Source organism: Roseibium sp. AWQ4_254, assembly GCF_056161025.1.
Window position 1 is genome coordinate 1 of record NZ_JBSWYH010000059.1, and the last position, 13,364, is coordinate 13,364.

The following is a 13,364-nucleotide window of genomic DNA, read 5'->3' on the forward strand; positions in this document are numbered from 1 at the left end:
GCGTCTGCGATAGACGCAGTCACGCCCTCAGAGGCAAGAAACTACTTCGCTGCCGCAGGATATGAGCCGGAGTAAGCGGGAAACGCTCTAGTTTGTTGTTTTACTCATCGTGCTCCATCCTACTCAGGAGTTGGAGCCTCCGGCAAACCCGGTGCGGTTCACTATGCCAGCAAAACGGAGCCTATGAAAATGTCAGCTTAAATGAAACCCAGATCCACCTTAACTGGGCTGCAAAATGGTCGAAACAGCAGGATCAATTCTGACCTACTTGACCGAACGGGCACCTTCAATGGTACTTTATCCGCCGACCTTGGGCTACGCATCCGATGCAGCAATCCGACTCATGTTTACCATTTTCTTTTTGCAACTTGATTGAAAAAATCTGCTTGCTTGAAAAGATACGTCGTAGATACAACCGTGATTAGGCTCCACAAATGGCCAACTGCATCGCAGAAACACCTAGTTTATCTGGACATCAAGAATTGACTACAGTCGCCATTATTCAAGCACGCATGGGGTCTAAGCGACTTCCAAAAAAAGTAATGCTTCCGGTACTTGGAAGGCCGATGATCGAGCTTCTTATCGAACGCTTGAAACTCGCAAAATCCGTCAACAAGATCGTACTGGCGACGTCGACATCGGCCGAAAACCATGACCTCGCCGCACATGTCGAAGGGTTGGGGATCTCTGTCTATCGTGGTGCGGAATTAGATGTTCTTGATCGCTACTATCAGGCGGCGCGCGAACATGGTGCGGACACCGTCGTGCGAATTACCGGGGATTGTCCCCTGGTCGATGCCGATATAGTCGACCAAGTTGTCACACTTCATCAAACTCAAAACAACGACTATACGAGTAATGTCAATCCGCCGACATTCCCCGACGGACTTGATGTGGAAGTATTTCAATTCACAGCTCTCGAAACAGCGTGGCGACACGTGGCGCAAGATTTTGAACGCGAGCACGTTACAACCTACCTCCGGCAAGGACCGGGCTTTTTCAGAAATAACCTATCGGCACATGACGATTTTTCGTCGGAACGCTGGACCTTGGATGAACCTGAAGATTATGAGTTGATATCAAGAATTTTCGAAAGTTTTCCGAAGAATTTTCATTTCGGATGGTGCGACGTCCTGAAGCTGAAAGACGTAAACCCCGGGCTTTTTAGCTTGAATAGTCAACATGTGCGTAACGAAGGAGCAAAAATGGGGGAAGGACAAAAACTCTGGCGTAGGGCGAAGCGGGTGATCACGGGCGGAAATATGCTTCTTTCAAAGCGTGCAGAAATGTTCTTGCCCGGACAGTGGCCAGCCTATTTCAGCAAAGCTAAAGGCTGCCGTCTGTGGGATCTAGATGACCGCGAATACATAGATATGTCGATCATGGGTATCGGCACGAATACGCTCGGATATGGAAACCTCGAAGTTGATGCCGCGGTGATGGAAACTGTCCGGACCGGTAACATGTCCACTTTAAACTGTCCTGAAGAAGTCTGGCTGGCAGAGCGATTGGTCGAACTCCATCCTTGGTCTGACATGGTTCGGTTTACCCGCTCAGGTGGAGAAGCGAACGCGATTGCCATTCGGATCGCTCGGGCCGCGTCGGGCCGCGACAAGGTAGCGATATGCGGCTATCACGGTTGGCACGATTGGTATTTGGCGGCAAATCTTGGAAACGAAAAGAGACTTGACGGTCACCTTCTGCCTGGACTGGAGCCGAATGGTGTTCCGAGGGCGCTCAGAGGTAGCATCTTCACTTTTCAGTACAATGATTTCGCGGGACTGAAAGCGCTGGTTGATGAACACGATATAGGTGTCATCAAAATGGAAGTGTCGCGAAATGAGGGACCTAAAGAGGGATTCTTACAGGAGGTTCGGGAACTGGCCACTAAGTGCGGCATCGTCCTCGTGTTCGATGAATGCACCTCGGGTTTCCGGGAGACATTCGGTGGTCTGCACAAAAAGTACGGTGTTGAACCTGACATAGCTATGTTTGGCAAGGCGCTTGGCAACGGCTATGCCATTGCCGCAGCCATCGGGCGTCGAGAAGTGATGGAGGCTGCGCAAAGCACATTTATCAGCAGCACGTTTTGGACGGAGAGAATTGGCCCGACTGCGGCCCTTAAGACGCTTGAGGTAATGGAAACCACCCGTTCTTGGGAAGTCATTACTGAAATCGGGCGGGACATCGGCGATCAGTGGATGAAGCTTGCGAAGAAACATGGTCTTGAGTTGACTGTAAGCGGCTTGTCGGCCCTGTGCAGCTTTAGCATCAAGTCGAACGACTGGCTCAAATACAAGACGTACATCACTCAGGAAATGCTAAAACGGGGCTTCTTGGCCGCACATGCCGTATATGCGTGCACCGAGCATTCCCAACCAGTCGTTGACGAATATTTCCAACACCTCGACTCAATATTCGCCACTATTCGAGAGTGCGAAGACGGCCGTTCGATTGACAAACTTCTGGAGGGACCGGTGTGTCACGAGGGATTTAGAAGGCTTAATTAAGAATGAGTTTTTCGCAAAACAATGTTTTGGTAGTAGCGGCACATCCGGATGATGAGGTATTAGGATGCGGGGGCACCATAGCGCGGCTGACGGACGCCGGCGCCGCTGTGACAGTGCTGTTTCTTGCGGATGGTGTTGGTGCAAGACACAATGTTGACGAGATAAATGCGTCGAAATTGACCGAGCGCCGAGAGGCAGCTGAGGTGGCGTGTCACCTTCTGGGCGCAAGAGCTCCAATGTTTTTTGACTTTCCGGACAACAGGATGGATACGGTTCCATTGATCGAGGTTATTCAAACGCTCGAAAAAGTTATCGCCGAGTTCAGACCCGACACGATTTACACCCATCACGCAGGCGACGTTAATGTGGACCACCGGATCGCGCACCAAGCCATCATTACAGCTTGCCGACCGCAGCCAGGGCATTGCACTAGGCAGATTTACTTTTTCGAGGTTGCCTCTAGTACGGAATGGCAAACGCCCAACGGTGCACAGGCCTTTATGCCTACGACCTTTGTCGATATCGGCAAGACGCTTTCGAAAAAACTTGCTGCACTTGAGGCATATGGAATGGAAATGCGTCCGTGGCCGCACTCAAGATCGATCAAGGCTGCTGAACATCATGCGCGATGGAGGGGGGGAGCTGCCGGATTTGAAGCTGCAGAAGCCTTCATGCTCGGACGTGAGCTTGTCGGATGAAAATAGTCTTCCGCGTGGATGCTTCGTCGCGGATAGGCATGGGGCATGCTATTCGTTGTTTGACGTTGGCGGACCGTCTGACAGATCTTGGTGCAGAGTGCATATTCGTTATGCGTCAGCATGAAGGCCATATATGCGAGGAGGTTCGTGCGATAGGATTCTCCGTTAAGGCTCTTGTGTCGCCAGCAATGCCTGCGGGATCTTGTTCCGAAAAGCCGAGTTCGTACAGTGATTGGTTGGGCATTTCTGCTGAAGTGGATGCACATCAGTCTCTCCAGGCTATAGGAGGAATGGTAGATTGGCTTGTTGTGGATCATTACGCGCTCGATCATCGATGGGAAGGGATCATGCGAGGGTATGCAAGAAAGATTGCGGTAATCGACGATCTCGCTGATAGGAAGCATGACTGTGATCTGCTTCTGGACCAAAATTTCTTCGCATCGGGGGCAGAACGTTACGCGGGCTTGGTACCGCAAGAATGCATAAGGCTCAGCGGTCCGTGGTTTGCCCTGCTGCAAAAGGACTACAGAAAGGCACTACTTGAACGATCATATGACGCGCCGATTCGAAGCGTGATGGTGTTCTACGGTGGTTCCGACTCTACCAACGAAACCTGTCGTGCAGTTCGCATCCTTGCCCAAGAACCTTTTCTGGACTTGGAGGTTCATGTCGTAATCGGTGTTCGGAACCGGAATCGCGACCGAATAGAGAGCCTGTGCGCACATCGCCCCGGAACTAAGATTTATGAGGGATTGAAGAGCCTTGCTGACCTGATGGTGGAATCGGATTTGGTACTCGGCGCGGGAGGAACGTCTACCTGGGAACGATGCGCACTTGGGTTACCTGCAGTGGTCACAGCCATCGCCGACAATCAGCTGCCGGTCACGAAGGAACTGATTGATGCTGATCTCATATATTATGCCGGCGATTGGCGCTCAGTAAGCGATTCCTCCCTCCGCCAGACAGTGCTTCAAGCTGTGTCCAACCGAGAAAAAAACTATTCCATTTTTCGTAGATCACGGACCCTTACGGATGCATACGGCGCTGAGAGAGTTGCAGAATGTTTGATGCCGTCCAGCGTGGACGAATTGATGCTTAAGCCTGCAACCATGGATCACCGGCAGATTTATTTTCACTGGATAAACGACCCATCCGTTCGAACAAACGCTTTTAACAGCGCACCGGTAATCTGGCAGGAGCATTCCGATTGGTTCGACAAAAAGCTAGCCGATCCCTCTTGTCACATGTGGATTCTGATGACGAGGTCCGGCCTCCCGATCGGTCAGGTTCGTCTTGAACCGGATAACGGTGCGCACTTGATCGATTTCAGTGTAGACAATTTGGCGCGCGGTCGTGGTTACGGGTCTGCTTTACTAACGAAAATGTTGGCGAAGATCCGCGAAATGTCCTCAATTGCTCGCGTGACGGGGGAAGTGAAGACCAGCAACATGGCTTCACTAAGAGCCTTTCGAAAAACGGGTGCTTTTCAGGAAGCCGTCGACGCAAGCCGGCAGATACATGTCTTTTCTCAGTCTGATCGCATATTGGCGGTGTAACCCAATGATGGAACAAGAGTCTGTTAGATTTGTCGTCGTATCTTCTCAAGAATGGGGCCGAACCACATATGAACTGCTTCCAGATGAACTACGTCTAAGAACCGTTTTTTTGGGTAGCAGCAACGATTTCACATTCGAGACACTTGAAAGGATCATGCCGAAATTCGTTTTTGTCCTGCACTGGTCGACCTGGATCCCGAAAGGAATCTATGACTCTTTCAACTGCGTAATTTTTCATATGACAGACCTGCCGTATGGGCGGGGAGGCAGTCCGCTGCAAAATTTGATTCTGCGCGGGCATGAGGAGACAATGGTTTCTGCTGTGAAGTGCGTCGACGAATTGGATGCAGGCCCAGTCTACCTGAAATCGCCTCTTTCACTTGAGGGCAGTGCTCGGGAGATCTTTGATCGTCTTGTGCCCATCACAGCTAAAATGATAGCGCAGATTGTCGCGACCAATCCGGTTCCGGAGCCGCAACAAGGACGACCCGTCAAATTCAAGAGACAGAAGCCGGAAAATGGCTCGCTGGAAAACGCCCAATCATTGCGGGAAGCCTATGACATCATCAGAATGCTTGATGCAGAGGGGTATCCAAACGCCTTTTTGGAGACAGGAAAACTGCGCCTAGACTTTACTGATGCAGCGTTCGATGGTGAGTATCTTACTGCAAAAGTTGTCCTAGAAGTGCGTAAAAGAAGGTAATTTAGGTGCGTAACATGGCGGATCAAAAGATAAAAATTGGTAATACGTTCATTGGTGACGGTCATCCCCCCTTCATCATCGCAGAGCTCTCCGGAAACCATAAGGGTGATGTTGCAAGAGCACTTCAGATTATAGACGCCGCACATAACGCAGGCGCTCACGCTATCAAGCTGCAGACCTACACTGCTGACACCATGACAATAAACTGCGATCGCCCCGAATTTATGATCGATGGAGGACTTTGGAGTGGTCGGCAACTTTATGAGCTTTACCAGGAGGCTGCTACACCCTGGGAATGGCACGCTGCTCTGTTTCGCCGTGCGAAAGAACTAGGTATTCTGATGTTTTCGACGCCGTTCGATGAGACTGCTGTCGATTTTCTTGAAACTTTGGAGGCGCCTGCCTTCAAGATTGCGTCTTTCGAACTTGTCGATCTGCCTCTTATCCGGCGGGTGGCTTCGACTGGAAAACCGATGATTATGTCCACGGGTATGGCAGACGAGAACGAAATTAGCGAAGCCGTAGAGACTGCAAAATCGGCAGGATGTCACGACATAGTACTCTTGCACTGTGTCTCGGGTTATCCGACCCCGTTCGAGGATTGCAATGTTGCGACGGTTGCGGACTTGCGGAAGAGCTTCGGATGTATTACCGGACTGTCCGACCATTCGCTTGGCACCGCAGTGTCCGTTGCGGCTGTAGCGATGGGAGCCTGTGTCATCGAAAAGCACTTCACTCTTTCACGAAAAGACGGTGGCGTCGACTCCACCTTTTCACTTGAGCCTCATGAACTGGAAACGCTCGTGAAGGACACCGCAACTGCGCACAAAGCAATCGGACGACCCGGCTACAGTCAAAAATTGAGCGAAGTGAAAAATATCCAGTTCCGGCGCTCATTGTTTGCTGTTAAGGACATCAAGAAAGGGGACAAACTAACCTCTGAGAATGTGCGCTGCATTCGGCCCGGCCAAGGGCTTAAACCGAAGCATATTGATAGTGTGATGGGCAAGGTGGCGCGTGAAAACATTTCAAGAGGCACACCGTTGGAGTGGAGTCATCTCGATCAGGACTGAGGACTAGGCCGTGGCAAAGTGAGTTACGATCCGGTAAAAATATGGCATTGGACCTGTGGCCGCGTGCCACTGGCGTCGAAGCAGGAATTTGGTTACGCCGAGTTCGGAACCACGATTAGGTACATTTAATCTGGTACAAGGCCGGATGCTTCCATTTCAGGATTATTGGGCTTTGATTGGCAGAGAACCGCAATTGCAATGAATATTTACATCAATCTCGAAGTCGCTGCCCGGGAACTGGATAGCAAGCTCCTCCTTGCCGTGAAGGCCGCCGCACGTGGTCACAGAGTATTGATTGGCGAGGAACGCGCAATCGATCAGCTCAGGAGGCGGCATGATCTGGTCCCCGGCATATACCACACAAAGAGTTTAACCCCAAGTAAGCGGAAAAAAGAACTGCACAGCAAGCTTAAGGGCGCAGGTTTTTTGATCACTAGTATCGATGAAGAAGGTGGTCTGGTCGATGCGAGTTATGGGCGCTTCGTCGACCAGCGCTATTCCGAAGAAATGCTGAACCTTGCCGATGCTGTTTTTTGCTGGGGTCCACAGGATTACAACCAGCTGAAGAAAACCTTTCCTAAGCATCAACATTTGATGTACATGACCGGATCGCCCAGAGTTGATTTTTGGCGTCCGGAGGGGAAGGACTATTCTGTAAAGCCGGCCGACATGCCCAACAGGCCCTACCTACTAGTTTCCTCGAATTTTGGCGTGTTAAACAACTACAGAAATTTCTGGGACCTAATCCGCTTCGAGAGGAACGCTGGCTACTTTGACCGTGATCCCAATCACGAAAAAAATCGGTACTACAGAGCCGCCGAAACAGTGATCGTGATGTATGAGTTTATCAAGGCAATAGAGCACTTGGCAGAAGAATTTCCAGATATTGATATAGTAGTGCGTCCCCATCCCGTCGAGCAGCCTGAGAGCTGGAGGGCGATGGTCGATCCGAGGTATGAAAACATCAAGATTACCCGTTCCGGTTCTATTACTCCTTGGGTCCACAATGCCATCGCAATAATGCAAAATGGCTGCACGACCGCAATGGAAGCCACTGTATCAGGAATTCCAGTGTTGACCTATAAGCCGGTCGAGCAGAGATACTCAAGAGAAATACCAAACTCACTTGGAATGAGAATTTCGACCAGAGAGCAACTCACGAATGCGCTGCGAGAGCTGAGGACAAAAAGATCCTCAAATGATTATCGAGATAACTCTGCTGACCGAGATCTCGTTGCAGAGCGGGTCTTGTTTGAAGGCGGAACGTTTGCTGCAGACGCAATAATCGAGTGCTGGGAAGATCTTCTTGCTGATAGGCCGATCGAATCCAATGATTGGAACAGGATCATATTGAAGCAGGGAATTAAGCGCGCAAAAGAGGCTCTGAAGGCAACCATTTGGACAAAATCAAAGACGAGGCTTGGCCATAAGTTCCCGAACATGCAGAAACACGACGTCACGAAGAAAATTTGCCAGATCCAGGCGGCGACTTCGATCAAGGGCAATATCGACGTGAAAATGCTCTCCGGGAACATGTTCCTGATTGCACAGAACCTGTAATTTTGAGCAATCGCAGAGAGTGCTTTTGATCACACTCGATTGAGCCAAAATGCGGGATTCAGTGTTTGTTCAGCCAAAACAGGCCTGGTAGAATGGATCTGATCGACTTGTTCCTGCGAGAGTGCTTCTTCTTCAAATTGTTGTAGATTCTGACTGAGTTGACTGAGATTGTCACATCCGATGATAATTCCATTCACCCAATCAAGCCCAAGCGCCCAAGAGATACAGAGGCTGGCCACATCGGGTCGCGAGTGGGTCTGGCAAAGTGATTTGAGCCAGTCTAGGATCGGCGTGGGATCATGCACTTGCGCTTGCCGCCAGAGGGAAAGCTGGTTGGTCATCATAAGACCTTGTAGAAAGATACTTCTGATGTGAATGGTAAGATCCCGGTTCTGCTTCGCAGCCTTGATTTGCTCGACCGCCGCATCCCATCGGTGATCAAGTATATTGTATGGCATTTGAATGTGCGAAACTTGGTTGATTTCCAGAACGCTTGCCAGTTCCTCGTTCGATTGGACAGATGCGCCGATCGAACTAATGAGCCCCGAGGCTTTCCACTTCTGCAGTACATCGAAGACTACACCATTCCACATGTGAATATGCGCTGCTCGGTGTAAGAGAACCGTATCCAGAGCGGGTTGGCGAAGCGCCCGCATCGACTGATGAAGGCCTTCTTCGACCAGGGACTTCACTGCTGGTTCGTTGACGTCTTCGTCCACACCGCATAAGGGACTGAGTTTAGTAACCACCCTACAGTTATTGTGGTTGCAGCCAGCAAGTGCTTCACCAATGATGTCCTCGCTGCAGCCATAAGCATTTGCTGTGTCGAGAAAGCGAACCCCGCCGGCCACGGCTTTCTTTATGATTTCGATGCTTTCGTTACGGTCGGGTGAGTGTTCACGAGCGATGCCGTAGGCCAGTCCGAGCTGTGCGGTTCCGAGAACAAGTTTGCTTGATGTTCTGCGGCTTCCGCTCGTCTTGCGCGTAGCCATAAAATCAGACGCCGCAATCATCGCAGGCGTCTTTCAAAACCTTCACGATTTCACACTGGTCAAGTTCGCTCATTTGGGGGAACAAGGGCAAGGTAATTGCTTGCCGATAGTACCGTTCGGCTTCAGGAAAATCACCTTCCTTGAAGCCCAGTCTTTCATAGTAGGGCTGCAGATGAACGGGAATGTAGTGCAGATTAATACCGATTCCCTTGCTACGGATCTTTTCGAAAACTGCTCTGTGGGAAGCGGCCGACGCTGCTTGGAGGCGGATAACATAAAGATGGAATGCGGAATAAGTGTCATCAGTTTGAACTTGCGTTTTGATGGACAAGCCTTGCAGCAGGGTATCGTAGTTCTTTGCAAGTTCGTGACGGCGAGATACAAAAACATCCAGCTTGTGTAGCTGACTGAGTCCCAGGGCCGCCTGCAACTCGGTCATCCGATAGTTATAACCCAGTTCAAGTTGCTGATAATACCAAGGGCCTTCGGAAGGCTTTGTCATTTTCCCGGCGTCCCGGGTAACGCCGTGACTGCGCAATTCCTCCATTCTTGCCGCCAATTCGCTATCATTTGTGACAGCCATGCCGCCCTCACCGGAGGTAATTATCTTTACCGGATGGAAGCTGAAGACTGTTATGTCGGAAAATGTGCAATTGCCGACACGTTCATTCAGGTAATAGGCGCCTATGGCATGACTTGCATCCTCGATGATCTTGATGCCGTAGCGCTTGGCAAGGCATGATATCCGTTCCATGTCAGGCGATTGCCCACACATGTGAACTGGGATGATCACCTTAGGAAGGCAACCACGCGCCTCTGCCTCGCCGAGCTTTTTCTCTAAAGCAGCGGTTGACATGTTGAATGTACCTTCCTCGATATCGACGAAATCGACGCTTGCACCGCAATAGCGGGCACAGTTGGCCGAGGCGACGAAGGTAATCGGAGATGTCCACACGGTATCACCAGGGCCGACATCTAAGGCTAGCACGGCGAGGTGCAGGGCAGACGTTGCTGAGTTGGCGGCCACTGCAGACTTGGAACCGACCTTTCGAGCAACCGCAGATTCGAAACACTGGACGGCAGGCCCCTGTGTCAGAAACTCTGACTTCAAGATGGACACGACGGCATCAATGTCGTCGTCATCTATCCACTGTCTGCCATATGGAATCATCAGAGCCTACCGATCTTCGACCGGTTTCGATTAATCCAGTCCTGCAGTTGATCTGGTGTCATCCATTCCGGGTTGTTGTCGCTTGCATAGAGGAAATTCTCAGCAACTTTGACGCCATTCTTGATCCTCTCCGAGGTAGTGTCCCACTTATGAATACTGGGTAGAATTTTAAAATACTCCTCATATTCATAGGTATAATGCGCATCTTCCGAACCGACCATCTGCTCATGTAGTTTCTCACCAGGTCGAATTCCGACAATTTTCAGCTTCGCATGCGGCGCAACCACCTGTGCTATTTCCGTAACCTTCATTGACGGGATCTTTTTCACATATATTTCACCTCCAACCATATCGTCAAAGGCGTGCCAGACGAGTTCGACTCCTTGATCGAGAGTTATCATAAAGCGAGTCATGCGCTCATCGGTGATCGGAAGAACACCTTTGTCACTGATCGACATGAAGAAAGGAATGACAGATCCACGTGACCCCATAACATTGCCATATCGGACAACGGAAAACCGCGTACCCTCTCCGCCTGCATAGGAGTTTCCTGCGACAAAAAGCTTGTCGGACGCCAGCTTCGTCGCCCCGTATAGGTTGACAGGGCTGGATGCTTTGTCGGTCGACAACGCGACAACACGTTTGACACCGTTATCGATAGCGGCGTCAATGACGTTCATGGCTCCATTAATGTTGGTCTTAACACACTCAAACGGATTGTATTCCGCGGTAGGGACAATTTTGCTGGCAGCAGCGTGAACGACGAAGTCGACACGGTTCATGGCACGGTAGAGGCGGTCACGGTCTCTTACGTCACCAATGAAGAACCTCACTCGGCTCTCGTCTTGGAAGAGCTTGGCCATCTCCCATTGCTTCATCTCATCCCGCGAAAAAATAATTATTCTTTGGGGATCGAAACGCTGAAGTGTCATGCGGACGAATTCATGTCCAAATGAACCTGTGCCACCAGTAACAAGGATATTCGAGCCGTTAAGCATCGTTTTTCGGCCTGCTTTAGTTGTGATTGGAAGGTCCAACGGACCGCCTGTCCGAGACTGCTTCTCCTATTTCGACCAAATCTGAGGTCACCATGGCAGAAACGAGTTCTATTCCCTGCTCACTTAAAAAATGAAACCTGTCAAGGTCTGAGGGTAGACTCATTAAAAAACTTGCTAGTTGTTCAACTAAAAGATGCTATTTTCAGGATTTTTTTATTTGTTGACTGTTCTTACAATTTCCTGAGAATCAACTTCGTAGGATTGATTAAGGTATTTTAAGAAATCTGATGAGAAAAAATCGCGTTCATCAAATTTTTTACCGTCTTTGTACTTATCTATTATTTTGTCGATGTCACTTTTTTCGAGTTTGCAAGTAATTTTTTTATCCTTCACCGCGCTAAGGGCTTCCTTTGTCGCGGATGCATTCACAACATTTCTCAATTCAGCTAAATGACCCCCAGAGAGATTTCGGGAGGTAAGATTATTAAAGACGTCAGAAATGTGGAAGCTAGAAAATGGCCATATTTCGATTGAAGCATTGTTGAAAACATCGGGTAACGCTCTTGCGAGATGGCCCCAACCTTGAAAGTTCCTGCCAGCCCAAGTCTGCAATTGACTCAATCCGATCCCACCTCCACCGTAAACCTGTTGCATAATTTCATATGATATCAAAAACTCGGGATAGGACCTAATTGACATAACCACTCTCGACACATTTTCTCCCGCAATTCTTTTGAAGCCTCGCAGATTTTCAACTGCATCGGGATAAAGCACGCCGGGTGCGTCAGATGAAATTGCTTTTCCAAGGATATTCTCGTCCGACCAAAGCAATTCCACGTTCTGTCTTGGAGCGCATGCTAGATAGTCGCGCGCGTGCTTTCGTAAACTAGAAGCTGCAACAACGTTTCCGGGAAACCCTTTTCTTTTTACACTATGATGTGCTTCGAGAAACCGAGATAGGGCTCGTCTATGATCCGCAGATTTTCTAAATCCGGCAACTTGCGGTTTGATTACATCAAGCCCGGCTGCTGCCAATTCGCGTTCGGCGATATGCAACGCAGCTTGGAGTGAAGACGAACCTGTTCGGTGTGCGCCAATATGAAGAGTGATTTTGTTGTAAGTGTCAGATAGCGTTTCCATTTGATGCACAACTAGAATGGGAAAATCGATGGAGATGATAACAGCATTTAAACCCTGTTGAATGGAATTCACCTATGCTGATTGTCGCATAGTCAACAACATTTGGATAAAGCTTCATTTCCCGTAACCAAGCGGTTGAAAACTGTCTCTTCTGCCCACGGCTGCATCACCGCGTTTCGTTTAGCTCTAGCAAGCAGCGTGAACCGAGGCTGCGGCTGCCGTTGGGAAGTTCGCCTGCAATTAGGACAGTATAGCTCAAGAACTCTCCCGTCTGTGGCCCAGCCCTGAATGCTTCTTAGTCTGGAGCGGTGCAAGGGAACGATTTGTTCCGTTTGACCCAGCCCTCTGATCCGGGCCGTTCAAGCGTAGGATCCGTTCACGTTGTTTCTGATGTTTGGCTTGTGGTCAAGGCCTGCTGAGCGGAGCCATTGCGCAGCTCAAGCGAAGCAGGCCGGCTTGTGATGAGTTTTCTTGCATAATCGGCCGGGGCGATCCCACCCAAGGACGTGTGTGGCCTTGTTGTATTGTAGTCCTTCCTCCAATTCTCGATGATTGTTCTCGCTTCTGTCAGGTTGGAAAAAAGGGTTTCATTCAAACACTCGTCCCGAAGCCTGCCGTTGAAGCTTTCCACGAAGGCATTTTGCATTGGTTTTCCCGGCGCGATGTAATGCCATTCGATGCCGGTATCCTGACACCAGGCCAATACGGCATGGGAGGTCATTTCCGTTCCATAGCACGTCGGGAATATGGGCTGCAGATTGGTTATGGCCGCCAGCGCAGCCCTCACATAGCGCAGCGGGTGGCCATAACCGGTCGCAGGTCTCAACAGTGGTTTTGCATGAACCACACCGCTGAGGAGACCGGATGCCACAGAGACTGTCCGGAATTCTGTGCCCTGGCGCTTTGATTACGCCATTAGGAAGCGGTCTTCGAACATGATTGCGAGCTGGCTTTTCACGGCGT

Annotated in this window: 10 protein-coding genes and 1 pseudogene; 6 read left to right on the forward strand and 5 right to left on the reverse strand. The window is 50.1% G+C overall.

The window, feature by feature from the left end; genetic code table 11:
- Positions 1–434 precede the first annotated feature (434 nt).
- The 6 genes from ACXAIC_RS24255 to ACXAIC_RS24280 all read left to right on the forward strand — a co-directional run bounded on the left by ACXAIC_RS24255 (position 435) and on the right by ACXAIC_RS24280 (position 8,100).
- Positions 435–2,510 (forward strand): aminotransferase class III-fold pyridoxal phosphate-dependent enzyme, encoded by a 2,076-nt coding sequence (locus ACXAIC_RS24255; protein ID WP_475186900.1) that lies wholly within the window; start codon positions 435–437, stop codon positions 2,508–2,510.
- A 2-nt stretch (positions 2,511–2,512) separates the two neighbouring features.
- Positions 2,513–3,208 carry a PIG-L deacetylase family protein gene (locus tag ACXAIC_RS24260; protein ID WP_475186902.1) on the forward strand — a complete coding sequence of 232 codons (696 nt, stop codon included), beginning with the start codon at positions 2,513–2,515 and terminating at the stop codon, positions 3,206–3,208.
- A 38-nt stretch (positions 3,209–3,246) separates the two neighbouring features.
- The gene (gene pseG / locus ACXAIC_RS24265) at positions 3,247–4,764 is read left to right on the forward strand and encodes a UDP-2,4-diacetamido-2,4,6-trideoxy-beta-L-altropyranose hydrolase (protein ID WP_475186924.1); all 1,518 of its coding nucleotides are present in this window, start codon (positions 3,247–3,249) and stop codon (positions 4,762–4,764) included.
- 154 nt (positions 4,765–4,918) lie between these two features.
- A complete protein-coding gene (locus ACXAIC_RS24270; RefSeq protein ID WP_475186905.1) occupies positions 4,919–5,467 on the forward strand; it encodes a formyl transferase in 549 nt (182 codons plus the stop codon).
- A 14-nt stretch (positions 5,468–5,481) separates the two neighbouring features.
- Positions 5,482–6,540, forward strand: a complete 1,059-nt coding sequence (gene pseI, locus ACXAIC_RS24275; RefSeq protein ID WP_475186909.1) for a pseudaminic acid synthase — start codon at positions 5,482–5,484, stop codon at positions 6,538–6,540.
- Positions 6,541–6,738: 198 nt separating this feature from the next.
- On the forward strand, positions 6,739–8,100 hold the full coding sequence (locus ACXAIC_RS24280; RefSeq protein WP_475186911.1) for a surface carbohydrate biosynthesis protein: 1,362 nt from the start codon (positions 6,739–6,741) through the stop codon (positions 8,098–8,100).
- 29 nt (positions 8,101–8,129) lie between these two features.
- Here ACXAIC_RS24280 and ACXAIC_RS24285 read toward each other — a convergent pair whose 3' ends face one another.
- The 5 genes and pseudogenes from ACXAIC_RS24285 to ACXAIC_RS24305 all read right to left on the reverse strand — a co-directional run.
- On the reverse strand, positions 8,130–9,113 hold the full coding sequence (locus tag ACXAIC_RS24285; RefSeq protein WP_475186913.1) for an aldo/keto reductase: 984 nt from the start codon (positions 9,111–9,113) through the stop codon (positions 8,130–8,132).
- Positions 9,097–10,263, reverse strand: coding sequence for a UDP-4-amino-4,6-dideoxy-N-acetyl-beta-L-altrosamine transaminase (pseC, locus tag ACXAIC_RS24290; protein ID WP_475186917.1), 1,167 nt, complete (start codon positions 10,261–10,263; stop codon positions 9,097–9,099). Before pseC ends, ACXAIC_RS24285 begins: the two co-directional genes overlap by 17 nt.
- Positions 10,263–11,261, reverse strand: coding sequence for a UDP-N-acetylglucosamine 4,6-dehydratase (inverting) (gene pseB / locus ACXAIC_RS24295; protein ID WP_475186926.1), 999 nt, complete (start codon positions 11,259–11,261; stop codon positions 10,263–10,265). Before pseB ends, pseC begins: the two co-directional genes overlap by 1 nt.
- Before the next feature lie 213 nt (positions 11,262–11,474).
- Positions 11,475–12,473: a hypothetical protein gene (locus ACXAIC_RS24300; protein WP_475186922.1), complete on the reverse strand. Its 999-nt coding sequence runs from the start codon at positions 12,471–12,473 to the stop codon at positions 11,475–11,477.
- 304 nt (positions 12,474–12,777) lie between these two features.
- Positions 12,778–13,131 (reverse strand): annotated as a pseudogene (locus ACXAIC_RS24305) (integrase core domain-containing protein); the annotation flags it as partial.
- Positions 13,132–13,364 lie beyond the last annotated feature (233 nt).